This window comes from Mucilaginibacter sp. UYCu711 (genome assembly GCF_050433825.1).
Taxonomy (GTDB): domain Bacteria; phylum Bacteroidota; class Bacteroidia; order Sphingobacteriales; family Sphingobacteriaceae; genus Mucilaginibacter.
The window spans coordinates 222850-242650 of the sequence record NZ_JBNPWM010000012.1 but is presented as its reverse complement, the minus strand read 5'-3'; the positions used below and the strand labels follow the sequence as shown (position 1 = coordinate 242650).

16 protein-coding genes are annotated in these 19801 nt (G+C 41.6%); 9 read left to right on the top strand and 7 right to left on the bottom strand.

Going from position 1 to position 19801, the window contains the following annotated elements; all coding sequences use genetic code 11:
- Positions 1–38: 38 nt before the first annotated feature.
- Complete coding sequence (locus ABIB50_RS23530) at positions 39–1415, bottom strand: OmpA family protein (protein ID WP_429383812.1); 1377 nt, start codon at positions 1413–1415, stop codon at positions 39–41.
- 150 nt (positions 1416–1565) lie between these two features.
- On the opposite strand from ABIB50_RS23530, the gene ABIB50_RS23525 reads away from it, so the two are divergent.
- Entirely contained in the window at positions 1566–2855 is a 1290-nt protein-coding gene (locus tag ABIB50_RS23525; RefSeq protein ID WP_429383811.1) for an aminopeptidase P family protein, read from the top strand.
- Positions 2856–2887: 32 nt separating this feature from the next.
- Here ABIB50_RS23525 and meaB read toward each other — a convergent pair whose 3' ends face one another.
- On the bottom strand, positions 2888–3787 hold the full coding sequence (gene meaB, locus ABIB50_RS23520) for a methylmalonyl Co-A mutase-associated GTPase MeaB (RefSeq protein WP_429383809.1): 900 nt from the start codon (positions 3785–3787) through the stop codon (positions 2888–2890).
- A 51-nt stretch (positions 3788–3838) separates the two neighbouring features.
- On the opposite strand from meaB, the gene ABIB50_RS23515 reads away from it, so the two are divergent.
- From ABIB50_RS23515 to ABIB50_RS23505, 3 genes are read left to right on the top strand one after another with little or no spacing between them, the layout of a single operon-like run.
- Positions 3839–4855 (top strand): glycosyltransferase family 2 protein, encoded by a 1017-nt coding sequence (locus tag ABIB50_RS23515; protein WP_429383807.1) that lies wholly within the window; start codon positions 3839–3841, stop codon positions 4853–4855.
- A gap of 2 nt (positions 4856–4857) precedes the next feature.
- Positions 4858–5850 (top strand): glycosyltransferase family 2 protein, encoded by a 993-nt coding sequence (locus tag ABIB50_RS23510; protein WP_429383805.1) that lies wholly within the window; start codon positions 4858–4860, stop codon positions 5848–5850.
- Between the two features lie 52 nt (positions 5851–5902).
- Positions 5903–6847: a hypothetical protein gene (locus ABIB50_RS23505; RefSeq protein ID WP_429383803.1), complete on the top strand. Its 945-nt coding sequence runs from the start codon at positions 5903–5905 to the stop codon at positions 6845–6847.
- Between the two features lie 4 nt (positions 6848–6851).
- Here ABIB50_RS23505 and ABIB50_RS23500 read toward each other — a convergent pair whose 3' ends face one another.
- On the bottom strand, positions 6852–7562 hold the full coding sequence (locus ABIB50_RS23500) for a glycosyltransferase family 2 protein (RefSeq protein ID WP_429383801.1): 711 nt from the start codon (positions 7560–7562) through the stop codon (positions 6852–6854).
- A 38-nt stretch (positions 7563–7600) separates the two neighbouring features.
- On the opposite strand from ABIB50_RS23500, the gene ABIB50_RS23495 reads away from it, so the two are divergent.
- Both ABIB50_RS23495 and ABIB50_RS23490 read left to right on the top strand, forming a co-directional pair.
- Positions 7601–8743: a glycosyltransferase family 9 protein gene (locus ABIB50_RS23495; RefSeq protein ID WP_429383799.1), complete on the top strand. Its 1143-nt coding sequence runs from the start codon at positions 7601–7603 to the stop codon at positions 8741–8743.
- Between the two features lie 54 nt (positions 8744–8797).
- Entirely contained in the window at positions 8798–10627 is a 1830-nt protein-coding gene (locus ABIB50_RS23490; RefSeq protein WP_429383797.1) for an ABC transporter ATP-binding protein, read from the top strand.
- A gap of 6 nt (positions 10628–10633) precedes the next feature.
- Here ABIB50_RS23490 and ABIB50_RS23485 read toward each other — a convergent pair whose 3' ends face one another.
- Positions 10634–11482 (bottom strand): hypothetical protein, encoded by an 849-nt coding sequence (locus ABIB50_RS23485; RefSeq protein ID WP_429383795.1) that lies wholly within the window; start codon positions 11480–11482, stop codon positions 10634–10636.
- Positions 11483–11614: 132 nt separating this feature from the next.
- On the opposite strand from ABIB50_RS23485, the gene ABIB50_RS23480 reads away from it, so the two are divergent.
- The gene (locus ABIB50_RS23480; RefSeq protein WP_429383794.1) at positions 11615–12514 is read left to right on the top strand and encodes a hypothetical protein; all 900 of its coding nucleotides are present in this window, start codon (positions 11615–11617) and stop codon (positions 12512–12514) included.
- Here ABIB50_RS23480 and ABIB50_RS23475 read toward each other — a convergent pair.
- Together ABIB50_RS23475 and ABIB50_RS23470 are read right to left on the bottom strand one after the other, a co-directional pair.
- Positions 12511–13581: an acyltransferase family protein gene (locus ABIB50_RS23475; protein WP_429383792.1), complete on the bottom strand. Its 1071-nt coding sequence runs from the start codon at positions 13579–13581 to the stop codon at positions 12511–12513. The two genes, ABIB50_RS23480 and ABIB50_RS23475, sit on opposite strands and share 4 nt — an antisense overlap.
- A gap of 125 nt (positions 13582–13706) precedes the next feature.
- Positions 13707–14360 (bottom strand): outer membrane beta-barrel protein, encoded by a 654-nt coding sequence (locus ABIB50_RS23470; protein ID WP_429383790.1) that lies wholly within the window; start codon positions 14358–14360, stop codon positions 13707–13709.
- A gap of 133 nt (positions 14361–14493) precedes the next feature.
- Between ABIB50_RS23470 and ABIB50_RS23465 the strand changes: the two genes are divergently transcribed.
- Positions 14494–16215, top strand: a complete 1722-nt coding sequence (locus ABIB50_RS23465) for a glycoside hydrolase family 3 protein (protein WP_429383788.1) — start codon at positions 14494–14496, stop codon at positions 16213–16215.
- A gap of 3 nt (positions 16216–16218) precedes the next feature.
- Here ABIB50_RS23465 and ABIB50_RS23460 read toward each other — a convergent pair whose 3' ends face one another.
- The gene (locus ABIB50_RS23460) at positions 16219–16440 is read right to left on the bottom strand and encodes a hypothetical protein (RefSeq protein ID WP_429383786.1); all 222 of its coding nucleotides are present in this window, start codon (positions 16438–16440) and stop codon (positions 16219–16221) included.
- A gap of 134 nt (positions 16441–16574) precedes the next feature.
- Between ABIB50_RS23460 and ABIB50_RS23455 the strand changes: the two genes are divergently transcribed.
- Entirely contained in the window at positions 16575–19742 is a 3168-nt protein-coding gene (locus ABIB50_RS23455; RefSeq protein ID WP_429383784.1) for an ATP-dependent DNA helicase, read from the top strand.
- Positions 19743–19801 lie beyond the last annotated feature (59 nt).

The window sequence follows — 19801 nt, the reverse complement described above, 5'->3', positions numbered from 1 at the left end:
ATTGGAGAGCCTTTATATTATTTAACTGATTTCAAAAATTATTTTTTGAATTGAACACGACGGTTTAATACACGTCCTTCTTCAGTTGAGTTATCAGCTATTGGCATAGTTTCGCCATATGCTTTTACTTTGATTTTTTTAGAGTCAACACCAGAGTTAACTAAGTAAGTTTTTACTGAGTTAGCACGGTCTTTAGATAAAGCTAAGTTGTGAGCAGCAGTACCTTCAGATGAAGCAAAACCGTCTAATTCAACTTTAGCACCTGATGCACGTAGGTCGGCAGAAGTAGCATCTAACACTGGGTAAGATGAAGTTCTTAATACTGAGCTATCAAATTCAAATTGGATAGCAGAGTAAGCCTCAGCAGGAGCCATTCCATTACCAGTAGAAACCGCTTCAACTGCTTTAGGGAATACGATAGCGCAACCTGAACCATCAACTACAGTACCTGCAGGAGTGTTAGGGCATTTGTCGAATTGATCAGCAACACCGTCACCATCAGAATCTTTTTTCAAATCGTTAACTGCATTCTCTACGTTAGTAACACGGCCTTTAAGGGCAGCAACTTCTTTACGTAAAGCTTCGTCATACAATTCGTCATACATCATAGCTACCGGGTTAACCCACTCTAAGCTTGGTTTTGAGCTTGAACCTAAAGTCCACTCTAAACCAACATAACCGTATGAGTAATGATCTTTAGTAGGATAGCTTTTGCGCACACCATCAAAATTGTCACCATCAATAAAGTTCTCAGTATAACCAAGGTTTAAAGCAGTCCTGTCAGACATTTTAAATTTAACACCAACACCAACCGGGATAACAAGTTCTTTTATTGCACTGCCATCAGCTGTACGATATTCTTCCCAGGTACCATCAGTACCATTAGTACCGTAACCTTTAATGTTTGGTTTGTACATAGCTAAACCAGCACCTGCATTTAAGAAGAAATTAACTGAGTTTTCGCGACGTAAGAAGTCAATAGTAGCTACGTTAACAACCGCGCTAAGTGATCCTTGCCAAAATGAAGAAGATGAGCTAACAAATCTTTGCATGGTAACACCATCACCAACAAATGGCTTTGCAGCAATTTGTCCCGGTACACCGTCGCCAGCGTTTGCGTCAACTCTGCCGCCGCGTACGTCTAATTGTAAACCGAAAGAGTGAGCTAACTGTTTTCTAAGAGAAACACCATAACCAAGTCTAACAAGGTTACCGTTGAAGTCACTTGATCCACCAGTTGCAAGGGTAGGTGATGTTGCACCAACGTTAATACCAATACTCCAGGTATTGTACTGTCCGCTACCACCAAATACCTTGGCAGTGGGTTTAGCCGCGTCCTGCGCTTTCACGGCAACAACTGCCATCAGAGATGCGACAGATAAAGCGACTGTTTTTTTTAATGTAGAATAGTTCATAGTTTTAAGATTAAACAATGTTTTAATTGTGATTTTTTCCAAAAATAGTAATTATGTTTGAAACGATTACCAAATACTGTTCCAAAAATTATAATACTAACACAAAGAAATGAAAAATGTTCTATAAGTAGTACAAATAATAAAAATACCATGAAATATTTACCCGTCGAAAATAATTTATTTACAATTAATAGAAAAAATTTCGTTTCGCGACTTAAATCGGCCTCATTAGCTATATTTTACGCTAATGACGAATACCCACGAAGTGGAGATCAGACGTTTATATTTAAGCAAAACCCCGATTTTTTTTATTTATCGGGCATTGACCAGGAACAAAGCATACTGTTGTTGTTTCCGGATTGTCCTAATTCTGTATACAAAGAAGTACTGTTTTTAAGACAAACTAACGAACATATTGCAGTTTGGGAAGGACATAAGTACACCAAAGAGGAAGCAAGGCTGGCATCAGGCATACAAAGTATCTATTGGCTTAGTGAATATGATAATATACTGCACAGTATTATAAACTATGCTAATAATATATATATCAATACTAACGAAAACGATCGTTACGCACATACGGTACCTTATCGTGATATAAGGATGCTTGCAGACCTGCGTAGCAAGTATCCTTTGCATAATTACGAAAGATCGGCTTTAATAATGCGCGATCTGCGGGTAGTAAAGTCGCAAACAGAAATAGACCTGACCAAAAAAGCATGCGCTATTACTAATGATGCTTTCCGCAGGGTATTAAAGTTTACCAAACCGGGTGTTACAGAGTACGAGATAGAAGCAGAGATCATCCACGAGTTTGTAAGGCAGCGTGCAACAGGGCATGCTTATAACCCAATAATAGCATCGGGCAAAAATGCGATAGTATTACATTATATAGATAACAACCAGGTTTGTAACGATGGCGATGTGATACTTTTTGACTTTGGCGCCGAATACGCTAACTATAATGCAGACATGAGCCGCTCTATCCCTGTTAACGGGCGCTTTACCAAACGCCAGCGCGATGTGTACGATGCGGTATTGCGTGTAATGCGTGCTGCTACCAAAATGCTGGTTGAAGGCACTGTATGGAACGAGTACCACGACGAGGTTGGCAAGGTAATGACCGGCGAGCTGATTGGCCTGGGCTTGCTAACCAAACATGATGTTGAAAAACAGGACCCTAAAATGCCGGCCTATAAAAAATACTTTATGCACGGTACGTCTCACCACCTGGGTTTAGATGTGCATGACTTTGCCAGCCGCTATAAGCCGTTTGAAGTTGGCAACATATTAACCTGCGAACCGGGTATTTATATCCCTGCCGAAGGTTTGGGTATTAGATTAGAAAACAATATCCTGATAACTAAAGATGGCAACATTGATTTAATGGCCGATATACCTTTGGAGGCAGAGCATATTGAGGAAATAATGAACTCGTAGAGACGCAATATTTTGCGTCTAATGCAGATTTTTCACCGAGACGCAAAATATTGCATTTCTACAAATTTATAAAGGTTAAAGCCTTCTTTATTTAAAGCTTCAGCAATATCCTGCTGAAGCTTTTTTTTGTCGACACCAGCCATACGCCTTTGCTGGATAAGTTTGTAGGCTTTTTCGGTCAGTAAAAATTCTTTGCGGATATTTTTACTGTTTTTTGCTGATGATATAAAGCCTGCCACCTCTTTTATACCTGCGCCGGTAGTGGCTATGGTTTTAAAAACAGGTATTTCTGTACCTTCTTTTTGGTGGATGATCTTTTTAAGATTATTGGCAAACAGGTCTGCATCATCACGATCGGCTTTGTTGATGATAAAGGCATCGGCAATTTCCATCAGGCCCGATTTAATGTTCTGGATCTCATCGCCCGATTCGGGCACCAGCACCACAAACGTAATATCAGCCAGGCCGGCTATTTCAATTTCTGATTGCCCGACACCTACGGTTTCTATCAGCACGTAATCAAAACCGGCGGCGCGCAGTACGTCGGCCATTTCAATTGTTTTTGCTGATAGGCCACCAAGCGATCCTCGCGTAGCCAAAGACCTTATAAAAACATCCGGACTGTTAAAGTGGCCGGCCATCCGTATCCTGTCGCCCAGTAAAGAGCCAAAGTTAAACGGCGATGTAGGATCAATAGCCAACACCGCTATTTTATTGCCTTTGCTAACCAGCTGCTCAACAAGGCTGTTTACTAAAGTGCTTTTACCCGCACCCGGCGGGCCGGTTATACCTATTATAGGTGTCGCCTTAGTAAAGGTTAAACTTTTTAAAAGATCGGCTGCGCCGGGCAGGTCATTCTCCACAACAGTAAGCGCACGCGCAACCGATCTGAAATCGGCACAGGTTGGAACGATGTTGCTGTCTGTTGGCATAGTTATGTAAAAGAACAAAAATAATAGGGAAAAATATAACAGGTGTTTCGGGTGTACCACCCGTACCAGGTGTGCCACCTGTACCTGGTACACTATACAGTTATCAAGACACTTATTGATGTTACCTTATATATAAGGCAGATAACTATATTTGCCAATCAGCATAAAACCCCGATTAATTTAATGAAGGTAGCAGGTTTCACATTTATCCGTAACGCCGTAAAAAACGATTACCCAATTGTTGAGGCCATAACCTCTATATTACCCATATGTGATGAATTTATAGTTGCATTAGGTAATAGTAGTGACGATACCGAAAAGCTGGTGCGCGGGATCGATTCGCCTAAAATAAAGATCATTTATACGGTATGGGATGAAACCATACGCGAAGGCGGTGCCGTTTTTGCTGCCGAAACGGATAAGGCATTTGCCGCCGTATCGCCTGATGTTGACTGGGCCTTTTATATCCAGGGTGATGAGTGTGTCCATGAAAAATATCTGCCCACAATAAAAAAAGAGATGGAGGATAATTTAAACAATAGTAATATTGAAGGCTTGTTGTTTAAATACCAGCACTTTTATGGTTCGTTTGATTATTACGGGCATTCGCGCAGGTGGTACCGCCGCGAGATAAGGATAGTGCGGAACAACAAAGCCATACACTCCTATCGCGATGCGCAAGGCTTTAGATGGGATAACCGAAAAATAAACGTAAAACTGATAGACGCTTACATTTATCACTATGGTTGGGTAAAGCCGCCATCAGGCCTGGCAAATAAGCTGCGCAACTTTAACCAGTTTTATCATGATGATGACTGGATGGCGCAACATCTGCCCGAAAGTTTTACATTTGATTATAGCCACAAAAACCCCGACAGGCTGGTGCATTTTGCCGGCACCCACCCCGCGGTGATGCAGGGCAGGGTAGCTGCAACCAACTGGAAACTGGAGATAGACCTGGAAACGCTAAATAAAAAAATGACCTTCCGCCGTAAGGCCCTGCAAAAAATAGAGGACCTTACCGGTTGGCGCGTTAGCGAATACCGCAATTATAAAATAGTTAAATAGCCGTGGCTAAAAAAAGCGTATCTATAGTTATACCTAATTATAATGGCGAAAAGCTATTAGCAACCTACCTGCCTTTTACTTTCACTGCTATTGAAAATGCCGAGGTAGCTTACGAAGTAATTGTTGTGGATGATTGCTCGACCGACAGATCGGTTGAATTTATTAAGGAGCATTACCCGCAGATAAAATTATTGGTGAACGCCAAAAACGCCGGCTTCTCTTTTACCTGTAACCAGGGCATAAACGCTGCGCAGCATGATTTGGTGCTGCTTTTAAACTCGGATGTTAAACTTACGCCCGATTACTTCGAACATCAATTTAAATATTTTGATGCCGATGATACCTTTGGTGTAATGGGGCGCATTATTGATATAGAGGGCGACCATATCCAGGACGCTGCACGTATGCCCAAGTTTAACGGACTGAAGTTAAAGACAGACTACTTTTATTATACCGACGCAGTTGATGACCGGTTATATACCTTTTACCTATCGGGCGCCAACGCGTTGATAGATACTACAAAGCTGAAAGCGATTGGCGGGTTTTATGAACTGTTCTCGCCGTTTTACTGCGAGGATATGGAACTAAGCATCCGCGCCTGGAAACTGGGTTGGAAATGTTATTATGAGCATCAGTCGGTATGCCGCCACCAGGTATCGGCAACTACAAAAGATTTCCAAAAACCTAAGTGGATAAAAAGTATCTATTACCGCAACCGGTTTTATATGCATGCCCTGCACTTAAATGGTTTGGCTTTATTGGCATGGTACATCCAGATCACCATAATAGACCTTTTACCTAAACTCCTGGTGGGCCAGTTTTGGATCTGGAAAAGCTATAAAGAGCTTTTTAAAAATAAAGATCTGATCAACCAATATCGCCATCGCTTAAAAACATTGGTTGACGGGCATGACAGCAACCGTTCGGTTTTTAATGTAGTTGATGAGCTAACGCAATCTGTTAAGGGCAAAAGTTTGACCCGCTTTAAGCCATAATTTGTACTTTTGAAAAGGTACGCACCCACTACCTTAATATTTTTGCCATAAAATGACGTTTAAAAAAAGAGGCTTAGCAAGTAAACTTTGGTTGAAATATACCGACCGCCCCAAATACAAACAGTATAAATGGGAACATAAAAACTATGGGCAGGAAGAAGTTAATAACTACTTTGTTGGCAACAACCGGTTAAATACGCAGGATAAAATTATCGGGCTATGCAAAACCGTTACAACGCTTAATGTTGTGCATAGCGGCAATGCCGGCGATGTGATCTATGCCCTGCCAACTATAAAAAAGATCTACGAGGTTACCGGCATCAGCATAAATTTATATTTAAAAACGGGCAAGCCGTTGGTACTATCTGGCTACGTGGCGCACCCGTTGGGTACGGTAATGCTTAACGAGAAAATGGTTAACCTGCTTGCGCCGCTAATTAATGCGCAAGACTATATTGCCCAATGCGAGATCTATAACGGGCAGCAAATACATGTGGATCTTGATTTTTTCAGGGCCAAACTTTTCTCGTTAGATAATACAAATATAGCCCGCTGGTGCAGCTATATAACCGGCGTTACCCCGCAGTTATGGAAAAGCTGGTTAACTGTTGATGCAGATAACAGCTATGCAAATACCATCATTGTAGCCCGCAGCGAGCGTTATCGCAATTCGTTTGTTGATTATTCATTCCTTCAAAAATATGATAACCTGGTATTTATAGGTGTTGAGGCAGAGTATGAAGATATGCGCAAGGCAATACCGGATATTAAGTGGGTGCAGGTGGATGACTTTTTACAACTGGCAAAAATAATTGCCGGCTGCAAACTTTTTATCGGTAACCAATCGTTCCCTTTCTCCATTGCCGAGGCGCTTAAGGTGCCGCGCATATTAGAGATCTACTATCATACCGCCAATGTAATTCCCGAAGGCCCCAACGCTCACGACTTTTTCTTCCAGGACCATTTTGAGTCGCTGGTTAAAGAACTGTCGGCATAACGCGCTATGCTCTTGGATTGTCGCGGTGTTTTAACTTGTGGAACCGGTACCTGAACCAGGTTTTTAAGCCGAAATTTTTAAATACCAGACCCGCCTTTTCTGTTTGGAAGGGTTTATCTATTACTGTGCCCGAAAGCCCGGTATGGTTAAAGTTGCAAATCGTGTAATCTTTATAAACAAAGTGGTAATTGCTATCGCCGCAAAGCTCCAGTGTCAAAGCAAAATCGGCTGATATTTTATAGCGGGTGTTATACTGATGCTTATCAAAAACAGATCGCGGATAGATCATAGCCTGGTGGTAGGGGCCGCATTTGGCTATCTGGTAACGTGTCAGTTCGCCCAGGCGTTTTGATCCTTCGGCAAATACATTACCATAATATATGGCGGTATCATCTTTAAGCTTCAGCGCCATGTCCGAAAACTCGGGGAGCAGTTCATCATCAGCCCCGATAAAATACACCCAGTCGCCAGTTAGGTGCTTTACAGCTTTGTTCATGGCGTCGTATACGCCTGCATCAGGCTCGCTTTGCCAGTAATGTATTTTATTTATGTTTGCCTTTACAATATCAACGGTACCATCGGTGCTATTACCGTCAATTATAATTATTTTTAGCGACGGGTATTGTTGCTTGTAAATGCTATCAAGGCATGCCTGCAAAGTGCCTGCAGCATTGTAGGTAACAATAATTATAGATATAGCCGGTGGAGTGTTCACTTGTTAATAGCGCTTAATGCCGTTGCGAATTTATTGATATGGTTATAAAGAACAGGAATTTATTTAGAATAACACGTTTCATTCTGCTGAAACTTCCTTACCTGCTACGGTTTTTTTACAAGTTTAAAACTCCCCGTAAAAAAATACTCATCATAAAAACAGATGCTATTGGCGATTACGTGTTGTTTAGAAATTTCCTGGAAGTTATCCGTCACTCAGAAAAATATAAAGATTATGAGATAGATCTGTTAGGCAATACAGCCTGGCAGGATATAGCTTTATGGTACGATAAACCATTTATATCCAATTTCTTTTTCACCAAACCTTTCCATCTGTATGAAAGCCCGATACAGACCCTTAAACTGGGTTGGAAATTGTATAGCCAAAGTTATAGTGACGTATTGCAACCAAGCTATACCCGTAATATAATAACAGACGGGTTAGCAGCCTTAACCGGCACAAAAAACATAATTGGTTTTGTAAGCGATAACGAAGCGCTCTCACCAAAACTAAAAGCAAAAACAGATCTTTTTTACAGCCAACTAATAATTTTACCTAAAGCGTATTACTTTGAGTTTGACCGTACCCGCTATTTTTTCGAGCAGGTTTTAAACCAGCCGGTTGACCTGGCCGGCCCGAGCTTTCCCGCTAAAGACAACAGGAAACAGGGAGTGTCCATATTTTTGGGAGCAGGCAACAGTAAGCGCGGCTGGCAAACCGAGAATTACCTGCAATTAATGATGCTCATTATCGATCAGACCCAGCGGCCAATTCACCTGGTTGGCGGCCCCGAAATGGAGGAAGCAGCAACTTACCTGGAAAGCATGATGCCCGAAGATGCCGTAATTAACCTGGTTGGTAAAACTACCTTGCCTAAGTTGATTGACCATATAGCGCGTACCGGCTTGGTGATATGTAATGAAACCAGCGCTGTACATATTGCGGCAGCCTGCAACACCAAAGCGGTTTGTATAGTTGGCGGCGGGCATTTTGAACGTTTTGCGCCATATCCCGAGCATGTTCATAACCGTACCACCTTTGTTTTTGAAAAATTACCGTGTTATTACTGTAACTGGCTATGCATATACAATACCGCGCCCGATGAACCGTTTCCATGTATCGGCACTATTAATTTAGAAAAAGTATGGTGGGCAACTTTGCCGCTGCTACCCGTAGCATAGTAATGGCAGGAATTAATTAATTCGTGTTAACTTTGCAAACTTTATAAATTTTTAATGAAGACATATTTCAGGCTACTATCCTTTGCCAAGCCAATTGAAAAATTTGCTATCCCATATATAATTTTTACCCTGCTATCTATTGTATTTAATACACTGAACCTGGCATTACTGGTGCCACTGTTACAAACTTTATTCTCTAACGATAAGGCATGCGGACCAGTTGCTGCACCATTGGCAAAGCCATCATTAACAGACCTGAGTGCTACGTTTGATTATTACACCCACCATTTTATAAGTCACTACGGCGCATGGGCTACCCTGCAATTTGTTTGTGGTGTATTAGTGATTTCGGTGATATTGAGTAATTTGTTCAGGTATGGCTCGCAACGCATTATGGAGAATTTACGGTTACACACGCTATTAAACCTGCGTAAAACTGTTTTTAATAATGTTATGGACCTGCACATGGGTTATTTTAGCAATGAGCGTAAAGGTGATATTATATCAAAGATCTCGTCAGATGTGCAGGTGGTGCAATTTTCTGTTACAGGTACTTTACAAGTTGTTTTTAAAGAGCCCGCGCAGTTAATATTCTATGTGTTTACTTTGTTTGCTATCAGCACAAGGCTTACAGTATATTCATTATTAGTTATCCCGGTATCAGCCTTTATTATATCACGTATAGTAAAAAGATTAAAATCGCAGGCCATAGCCGCGCAGGAAACTTATGGTAATATGATAAGTTATTTGGATGAAGCATTATCAGGCATAAAGATCATTAAAGCATTTAACGCCTCGGGGTTTATAAAAGATCGCTTTAACCAGGAAAATAAAAAGTATTCAACCATTGCCCGTTCAATGGCAAGGCGCCAGCAATTGGCTTCGCCGGTGTCAGAAACGTTGGGCGTTATGATGATCGCTTGTATAGTTTTATATGGCGGGTATTTAATATTGAACCACCAAACGGCATTGACCGGCGCGGCATTTATAGGCTATATTGCTATATTTTCGCAGGTTACCCGCCCGGCAAAGGCGCTTTCCGATTCCTTTAGCAATATCCACTCGGGTATTGCAGCCGGTGAGCGCGTTTTAGCTTTGATAGACGAGCAGCCCTTAGTTAAGGATGCTGTAGATGCAACCGCTGTTACCGGATTTAAGGATAGTATCGAATTTAAAAATGTAAACTTTGCTTATAATGAGCGTGTCGTGTTATCAGATGTTAACCTTACTGTTCCATGCGGTAAAACGGTAGCATTGGTTGGCCCTTCCGGCGGTGGTAAGTCAACATTAATGGATCTGATACCGAGGTTTATGGACCCGCAAGCGGGCGCCATATATTTTGACGGTAAAGATATTAAACACGTTACTGCTACTTCCCTGCGCAGCTTGATGGGCACCGTAAATCAGGAATCTGTATTGTTTAATGATACAATTTATAATAATATCGCATTTGGCAAACCCGACGCTACGATGGAAGAGATACATGCAGCTGCGCGCATTGCCAACGCCCATAATTTTATCGAAGAAACAGAAGCCGGTTACCAAACCAATATAGGCGATAGAGGTACCAAGCTATCAGGCGGCCAGCGCCAGCGAATCTGTATTGCCCGCGCGGTTTTAAGTAACCCGCCAATAATGTTGTTGGATGAAGCTACATCTGCGCTGGATACCGAATCAGAAAAGTTGGTACAGGATGCCTTAAATAACCTGATGAAGAACCGTACTTCGTTAATTATTGCCCACCGCTTAAGCACCATCCAAAGCGCCGATATTATTGTGGTATTGGAGAATGGTAAAATTGTAGAGCAAGGCAATCACCAGCAACTCATCAACAATAATGGCTTATACCGTAAGTTGATAGATATGCAAACTTTTAGCGAGTGACTTTAATTAATCGGGGCGGTGATTTTTAGGGTGACCAGCTTTGTAATATAGAAAATCGCGGTTGGGCTCGTAATGATTCTCTGCAGTATAGGGGGCTTCAAACTTATCGCCAACCAAATCTTTACGTACAAAGAAAGCGTTGCTGCCGGTAAATACACAACCAACCAGGCAATAACCTTTTTTATCAGCTAATTGCTGTAAAGCCAATAACGATGCACCGAAATAGCTGGTGCTATCCCAGGTGCGGTCGGGTTTGTAGCGTACCACAAAGTGGGTGTCGGGCCTAAAAATAGAGTTATACTCAACAATTACAACACGCGGGTTATATTTGGTAATTGAATCCCAGATGTAGTAATCGTTGTTGTCGATATCTATCGATAACAGGTCCGGCTCGGTCGGCGCATTGGCACTGTCAAATATCGACTCAATATTCTCGGCAGTTATAAACTGATTTTTAACCTGTAACTGGCCGTTATCAACCAGATCTTTAAACCGTGAATTGATATCGTTATAGTGGTTTTTGCTGCCCTCAATCCATAACCCGTTCCACTGCTTATAAAGCAGGTTGGCAGAGTTACATTCCAGGCCATTCTCCACACCAAACTCAATAAAGTATTTATTGGTAGTGCCTATCCTGTTAAATATCTCGGCAATAATACCGTCCTCGCCGTTTTGCGAAAAAACCTGGTACTCGGCCTTGTTTAATCTTTTTGAGTTTGTATACTTGGGATTGTTAAATAAATTATCATTCAGGAAATTAGTTACCTGTATCCCTTTGTCATTATTTTTTTGTCCAATAACAACATGCAACAGATCTCTAACTTGTCTTATCCTTTTAATGAAATTAAGTCCCATAGGTGTGTTTTAATTTGTAGTTGGCAAAGATGAGAAAAATTAAAGGAGTTTGGAAGCGCTTATAGCTCAAAACAGGCCGGTTGCTATGTTGTTATCTCAACAATAACATCTAAATTTACATTTTAATAAAGCATGTCTCTTCCTATAATATTCTTTCATACGGGTAATCCCAGGTATTTAAAATACAGCTTAAAGCAGGCGAAGCATTTTAATCCTGATTCTGAAATTTATCTGATCGGCGACGGGAAAAATAACAAATACCCATTTGTTAGCCATGTATTAGCAAGTAAGTTTAAGCACGAAGCAGAAGCGTTTACAGCACTGTATAAACATCGCTCATCAAACGATTATCAGTATGAGTTAAACTGCTATTTGCGTTGGTTTTATGTTGGAGCTTTTTGTAGGGAAAACAAGATAGAAAGCTTTATATACCTGGATTCGGACGTATTGCTTTATCACGATTTTTCTGAATTAGTACCATTGCTGCAAGGCTGCGAAATTGCTAACACCTGCGACGAAATGGGTGTACCGGCGGTTACCTATTTTAGAGATTATAAGGCGATAAACCATTTCTGCGACTATCTGATAGAAGCCTATAATGATGGCCCGATAAATGATGAAATTGAACTGCTATATCAACCTTTTGCAGCTGATCCTGAACTGTTTGGTGGGATCTCGGACATGGTTTTGTTTCATCTTTATTTCCAGCATCATCCCGAAGGAAAAATAAAAATCGACCTCATAAATAACCAGATAGCTGTAGATGCCTGCATAAGCCGTGCAGATGGCTATGAGACAGATAAAAATGGGGTAAAGAGAATCTATTGGCAAAATCAATTGCCCTATTGTAAACATCTTGAAAGTGGTGTTTTAATAAGATTTGCCACACTACATTTCCAGGGTGATATGAAGAATGAAATGCGGAGAAACTACACCGGCGGCGGATATCATTTCGCCAAAATAGCAGATGAATTATCGCTTAAAAACAAGCAACTCAGAAAGGCGATGAAGACGATGTTTAAGAAGCCTTAATTACCAACTAATTTCTTTAAAGGAGAGTTGCTTATTAACAATACCATACCTAATGTTAATGAATATATAAATACAAAAATCGCCAGTTTAAACAATATAAACTGAAGTATTGAGAAGCTATATATATCATAATTAATGTGTATCAGGATCTGCGGCAGCAAAAACACCAGCAGGATATAATGGATCAGATATATACCGTAGGTGGTTTGCCTTGGTTTTAGATACTCAACAAATTTAAAGGTCTTTATCTTCAACAACAAAGCAAAAAATACCAGCGAAAAAAAGATGTTGCTTATACGCAAAGTATTAAAAGGATCTACGCTATGGCCGGTTAGTTTAGCTACCTCATAAATACATGATCCAAAAGTTAAAACCAGTAAAAATATCAATGTAGGGTATGCTATTTTAGTAACCCAGCCCTCAACATGATGCCAGTGCTTGCGCAACTGCGCGCCCAACCATAAAAAGAATACAAAACCCAATATCGCGCTTGTGTGCCTGGGCTCAATCCATTCATAATAAATGTTGAACGCGTAAAATATATAGAACAGCAATAGCACACCCCCTAAATAAAGTGAGTACAGATATCGCCTGAATATTAATAATACCGTTATGCTAACCAGGAAGTTAACAATGAACCAATAATTGGTATACAGGTAAACAATTTTTATTTCGTTTAAAATATGGGCAAGGTTTAACCTGTCGTCATGATACATCCGGGCTTGTACGGCAATGGTAATAATATCGGCCAAACAATAAATTAACGACCAGAATACCCATGGGCCAAACGTTGTTGAAATACGCCTTTTAAGATATTGCGAAGGTGTGTAGTCTGCAAATTTTTCGCCGATCAAAAATCCGGCAAGTAAGAAGAAGGTAACGGTGCCAAACTTATTAAACTGCATTAAGCATAGCTGGGTCCAATAATTGGCTGCGGTAACCGGGAAATTATAATCGCCAACGGCCGAACAATGCTCGCCTACAATGCTCATCATAGCAATGCCACGTATGGTATCAATAAAATCGTAATTTTTTTTAGCAGGAACCTCGTTAACTAAATTTTGCATAGCTGCGGCAAATATACTATTTGCGTTAATTAACGTCCGTCACAATTCTATAGTACTTAATAAGTACAGTAAAGAAAGAGAATCATGTAAGCAAAAAGGCCATCCGGTCTGGATGGTTTTTTTTGTTATAATTTGATGAGGTTATTATCAAAGCTAAATCCAAGCCCAATTTGCCAGGCCTGGCTGCGGTATGATGGAAGAACGCTGTTGCCATTAGTGCTTGTACCCAGCAAATCAAAAGCATAGCGTGCAAGTATGTTCATGTGTTTTGTAACATCAACCCCCACGCCAACCACACCCTGATAGCGAAACTTACTGCCGGTATATTGATAGTTTTCTCGGCCTGTGGTTGCAAAAGTTTCGCTGTATTTATTAGTTGTTGACACTAAATAAGATAGTTGAGGGCCTAAATAAAAATTGAATACGCTGCCAGAATGAAATTTAGCTAACACCGGAAGATCAATAGATTGAGAGCGTTGCGTAAATTCGCCGGCTGCGGTATTAGCAATATATCCTTTTTGAGCATACATTAATCCGGGTTGTAGTGATACCGGATAAACAATGGGTAGATCAAGATTAACACCTGCAGTAATACCTGTTACGGTACGCGTGCTAAAATCTGTACCGAGTGAAGCCTTTGAGATATTGCCTGCAATAATAAAACCAAATTTTGGTTGGTAGTAACCTTCATAATCAGCACGTTCTCCGTTAAAGTATTTTTGGGCGCTTACAGTTCCGGTAATTAATAGTATAGTTGTTAAAAGGATGATTTTTTTCACCGGATTATAAATTAGGTATTGTTTGGACCTATTAAAAGGTCATAAACTAATTTATTTACAACCACACAGCATGTAAACGGTTATATGTTGATAAAGGTTCCATTTTTTTACCATTTTAATTTACTTTTGATTTATGACCAGGATCAAACTTTTTGCCTTCAATGCCTTCGTTCTGTTAACCCTTGTATTTTCGGAAACTTTCGCCCAACGTAATAACTATATCCAATTATTGAGTCAGGAAAATAAATGGGTGGATTCTGTATACAATAAGCTGAGCCGCAGGCAAAAAATAGCCCAGCTTTTCTTTGTAAGGGCACACACTAATCTAAGCAGGCGCTATGAAGATTCTGTAGCAAAAGTAATTGAGAATGAGCAAGTCGGAGGTGTCGTTTTCTTTCAGGGAGGGCCGGGCAGGCAGGCAGCTTTAACAAACCAATACCAGCATCTGGCGCGGGTACCATTATTAATTGCCATGGATGGTGAGTGGGGGCTTGGGATGAGATTAGATTCGACACTTTCGTATCCCTACCAGATGACATTGGGTGCAATACAAGACAACGCGCTGATTTACAATATGGGGCAGCAGGTGGCTTATGATTTTAAACGCCTGGGTATGCAAATTAATTTTGGGCCGGATATGGATGTAAATAACAACCCTGATAACCCGGTTATTAACTACCGCAGCTTTGGCGACAATAAATATAATGTTGCCAAAAAAGGTATAGCCTATTTTAAAGGCATGCAGGATGCAGGCTTACTCACCACAGCTAAACACTTCCCCGGGCATGGCGATACCAACGTCGATTCGCACTTAGAGCTGCCTTTATTGCCATTTACCCGCCAGCGCCTTGATTCGTTAGAAGAATACCCGTTCAGGGAGGCCATAGCAGCCGGTATAAACGGTATAATGATAGCACACATGAGTATCCCCGCGTTAGATAGCACTAAAAACAGGCCATCGACACTATCAAAGAAAATTATAACCGGCATTTTAAAAGACTCATTAGGTTTTAAAGGACTGGTGGTGTCTGACGCGATGGAGATGAAAGCAGTAACGAAATATTATCCAGGCGGCGAAGCCGAATTACAAGCCTTTTTAGCCGGTAATGATATTATAGAACTTTCTATGAATCTGGATAAATCTATCCAGAAAATACGGAGGGCAGTACGCAAGGGGCAAATATCAATGGCAGATTTCGAAGCAAAAGTAAAAAAGGTATTGGCCGCCAAATATTGGGCCGGGTTAAATAGTCGGAAAGATGTTGATCCGGCAAACCTGTTTGCCGACCTTAACCGCCAACCGGCACAGCAATTAATACAGCAATTGAGTGATGCGGCTGTAACTTTATTAAAAGGGGATGAACAAACGGTAAGGTTAAACCCACTACAAAAAACGGCCATTGTTAGCATCGGGGTTGACGGGTATACCGTTTTTCAGACCGAGCTGTCAAAATGGACAACAAACAGCCACCTGTTTACCGTAAACAAAAGCACCCCGGTTGCCGATCTCAATCGCTTACTCAACATCCTTAATCAATATAATAAAGTTTATGTAAGCATACACGATACCCGCCTGCGCCCGGCAAGTAAACTGGATTATAGCGCCGGGGTAAAAGAGTTTATCGCCGCGCTGTCTGCCCATAGTAATGTAGTAACAACTGTGTTTGCCAACCCATACACCATAGCAGGTTTACCGGGTATTGAAAAAAGCAGCGCCCTGATAGCCTGTTACCAAATGAGCGCCGAACTACAGCGGTCGGCAGTAAAAGTTATTACGGGCCAGCTAAAGCCAACGGGTAAATTGCCGGTAAGTGTTAATGTGTTTTTCCCTAATGGGGCGGGAGTAGGGTTGTAATAATTACATCCTTAACCGCAACGATACCGAGCGGCCAAGCGCCTGCACCAAATCAGGGTCAATTGATTTGCTTTGATCTTTTTGCACCCAGGTTTTTCTTTCATCCATCACCAATTCCAGCTTTTCGCCGTTAAAAATCAGCTCTAACTGGGTGGTGTCTTTATTAATCAAATTTGTGTTAAGTATCTGGTAGATATAGTCTTTATCATCAAAAGTTATTCTCATCGGTAACGCCATAGTCTCAATCCTTGTGGGTAAAGATAACGATTGAGGGTACGATTAATTGTTAATTAATGGAAATGTTTTGACAAAGGGGCCACCGCAATCAGGTAATCCTTTGCTATCTTTACTAAACAATTATGCAATCCAATCCCAATAAATACAATCAAAAATTCCAGGAAGCGCTGAACGGTTTAAACCCCGAACAACTGGCTGCAGTAAATAAAATGGATGGCCCGGTGCTTGTTATCGCCGGCCCCGGTACCGGTAAAACACAGATCCTGGCAGCACGTATCGGCAAGATATTAACCGATACCGATGCCCTGCCCGGCGAGATACTTTGCCTGACCTATACCGATGCCGGCGCGGTAGCCATGCGCAAGCGTTTGTTTGAATTTATAGGCCCCGATGCTTATCGAATCCATATCTACACCTTCCACGCTTTTTGTAACGAGGTGATCCAGGAAAACCTGGAGTATTTTGGCAAGCTAAACCTGGAGTCGTTATCAGACCTGGAATCGGCTATGCTGTTTAGGGAGTTGGTGGATGATTTCCCGAACGACCATTTATTAAAGCGTTTCACGGGGGATATTTACTACGATGTTCCCCGGCTGAAAAGCCTGTTCTCAACCATGAAGCGCGAGAACTGGAACGAACAATTTATTGAAAAAGCTATCAACGAATATTTGGAGGATCTGCCAAATCGTGAAGCGTTTATTTACAAACGTGCAAATGCGGCCAAAGGCATAGCCATTGGCGACCCTAAACAAAAAGATATTGATGCGGCGCATGACCTTATGAAGAAGCTGCTGGCCGCTGTAGCCGAGTATCAACGGTACGATACCAAGATGAAAGCCGCCAACCGCTATGATTATGATGATATGATCATTTGGGTGCTTAAAGCTTTCCGCGAGAACGAGGAGATCCTGCGCCGGTACCAGGAGCGTTATCATTATATTTTAGTGGATGAGTTTCAGGATACCAGCGGATCGCAAAACGAGCTGCTTAAATTCCTTTTAAATTACTGGGAAACCCCTAACGTATTTGTGGTAGGTGATGATGATCAGTCTATTTTCAAGTTCCAGGGAGCCAATATGAAGAATATACTGGATTTTGCTAATGATTATGTGAGCACACTATCCACCGTGGTACTTAAGCATAATTATCGCTCAAACCAGCATATTCTGGATATATCAAAAGCGCTTATTAATAATAATAACGAGCGGTTAACCAAACAGCTGCGGCTGGATAAAAGCCTGCAGGCGTCGCATTCGCGGTTTGCCGAGCTGATAGTTAAACCTGTCATCCGCGAATACGAAAATCCCGACCAGGAAATGGTTGACGTGGCCACCGGCATTAAACACCTGGTTGAAAGCGGCACCCCGCCGGGCGAGATAGCGGTAATATACCGCAACCATAACCAGGTAGAGGACCTGATACATTTTTTGGATGCCCAGAAAATAGCGGTCAATACCCGTCGTAAGATCGACGTACTGACCATTCCGTTTGGCGAGAAGATCATTAACATACTGCGATACCTGGCAATGGAGCTGGATTCGCCGTATAGTGGCGATGAATTGCTGTTCGAGATCTTACATTATGATTTTTTTAACATCCCGCCGATAGAGATAGCTAAAGCAAGCATAGCGGTATCCAAAGAAAATTTTGTTACATCAGCCAATAACGTGCCTAAAACTTCATTGCGTCGGTATATCCATGAGATAAGAATACCCACGCAACCGGGCTTATTTGATGCATCGCCTAATACCGAAATGAAATACCTGCTCAATAATATTGATGAGTTGCTGCGCGATGCGGTGAGCATTACTATGCAGCAGCTTTTTCAGCAGGTTATTGGTAAGATAGGTATCCTGCGCTACATTATGCAGCAGGAAGACAAGGGCACGTATATGCAGGTACTTACCAATTTCTTTGACTTTTTAAAGGACGAAAGCCGAAAAAAACCGGAGATAAAGCTGGCCGATTTGTTAGCTACTATTGATACCATGAAAGAGCACCATATCCGTATGGATCTGAACCAGGTTATCTTTTCAGAAAACGGGGTTAACTTCTTTACCGCGCACGGCTCAAAAGGGCAGGAGTTTGAGCATGTGTTTTTCATTGGCTGCGATAAAAAGACCTGGGATAGCAAGGGCCGTAACAGTGGTTTTAGTTATCCGGATACCTTAACACAAGCGTCAAATGATGATATAGCCCAAAAAGAGGAATCGCGCAGGTTATTTTATGTGGCGCTAACGCGTGCCAAACAATGCCTGATGATATCGTATGCCAATAAGGATAAAAAGGGTAAAGACCAGGAATCGTCTCAGTTTATAGGCGAGATACTGGCCGAGACCGATATGGTGGTGGAGCACCCTAAAGTTGCCGAATCCGCCATGCTGGATTTTTACACTACCCAGTTTAGCGAGGCTGATAAACCTAAAGTAGAGTTGATAGATCATGGCTATATTAACCAATTATTGCAAAACTATACGCTGTCGGTTACACATTTAAGCAATTACCTGGACTGCCCGCTGCGATTTTATTTTCAGTGTTTGATCAGGGTGCCATCGGGTAAGAGCCCGTCAGCCACATTTGGGCAGGCGGTGCACTGGGCCTTGAATAAAGCATTTAGATGGTTGAAGGACGATGACGATAATTTCCCGTCGACCGAGCAGTTTATGAAGGAGTTTAAATGGTACATGTTCCGTAACCGCGACTCGTTCACCAAAGAGGAGTTTAAGCTGCGAATGGATTATGGCGATAAGATCTTGCCGCCTTACTACGAACAAAATATTACCCATTGGAATAAAGTAGCCGTTACCGAACGCGGCATCAAAAATATCGAGATAGCCGGCGTACCAATTAAAGGCAACCTGGATAAAATTGAGTTTGATGGCAAGCAGGCTACCATTGTCGATTATAAAACCGGTAAATTAAAAAACGCCAAAGACAAACTACTGCGCCCAACTAATGACAAGCCCGAAGGTGGCGATTACTGGCGCCAGGCGGTATTTTATAAGATATTGATAGATAACGACCGTACTAACGATTGGGAGGCCACAACAACGATATTTGATTTTGTAGAGCCGGTAAGCGAAGGCGAGTATCACAAAGAGAAAATAGTTATAAGTCCGGAGGATATTGAGATAGTAACTGATCAGATAAAAACCGTTTACCAAAAGATACTGGCGCACGATTTTAACACCGGCTGCGGTAAAAAAGAATGCGACTGGTGCCATTTTGTACGCAGCAATTTTAAGCAGGTTGATGATATGTTGACTATTGCTGCTGATGAGGAAGAGTAACAATATCCTGTAGAGATGTAATACTTTGCGCCTCTATTTGTATCTTTTGGGTGGAATTT

Excerpts from the sequence above, each read along its gene's own strand:
- ABIB50_RS23530 (WP_429383812.1), bottom strand. The coding sequence starts at position 1,415 with ATGAACTATTCTACATTAAAAAAAACAGTCGCTTTATCTGTCGCATCT.
- ABIB50_RS23525 (WP_429383811.1), top strand. The coding sequence starts at position 1,566 with ATGAAATATTTACCCGTCGAAAATAATTTATTTACAATTAATAGAAAA.
- meaB (WP_429383809.1), bottom strand. The coding sequence starts at position 3,787 with ATGCCAACAGACAGCAACATCGTTCCAACCTGTGCCGATTTCAGATCG.
- ABIB50_RS23505 (WP_429383803.1), top strand. The coding sequence starts at position 5,903 with ATGACGTTTAAAAAAAGAGGCTTAGCAAGTAAACTTTGGTTGAAATAT.
- ABIB50_RS23495 (WP_429383799.1), top strand. The coding sequence starts at position 7,601 with ATGGTTATAAAGAACAGGAATTTATTTAGAATAACACGTTTCATTCTG.
- ABIB50_RS23490 (WP_429383797.1), top strand. The coding sequence starts at position 8,798 with ATGAAGACATATTTCAGGCTACTATCCTTTGCCAAGCCAATTGAAAAA.
- ABIB50_RS23485 (WP_429383795.1), bottom strand. The coding sequence starts at position 11,482 with ATGGGACTTAATTTCATTAAAAGGATAAGACAAGTTAGAGATCTGTTG.
- ABIB50_RS23480 (WP_429383794.1), top strand. The coding sequence starts at position 11,615 with ATGTCTCTTCCTATAATATTCTTTCATACGGGTAATCCCAGGTATTTA.
- ABIB50_RS23475 (WP_429383792.1), bottom strand. The coding sequence starts at position 13,581 with ATGCAAAATTTAGTTAACGAGGTTCCTGCTAAAAAAAATTACGATTTT.
- ABIB50_RS23465 (WP_429383788.1), top strand. The coding sequence starts at position 14,494 with ATGACCAGGATCAAACTTTTTGCCTTCAATGCCTTCGTTCTGTTAACC.
- ABIB50_RS23460 (WP_429383786.1), bottom strand. The coding sequence starts at position 16,440 with ATGAGAATAACTTTTGATGATAAAGACTATATCTACCAGATACTTAAC.
- ABIB50_RS23455 (WP_429383784.1), top strand. The coding sequence starts at position 16,575 with ATGCAATCCAATCCCAATAAATACAATCAAAAATTCCAGGAAGCGCTG.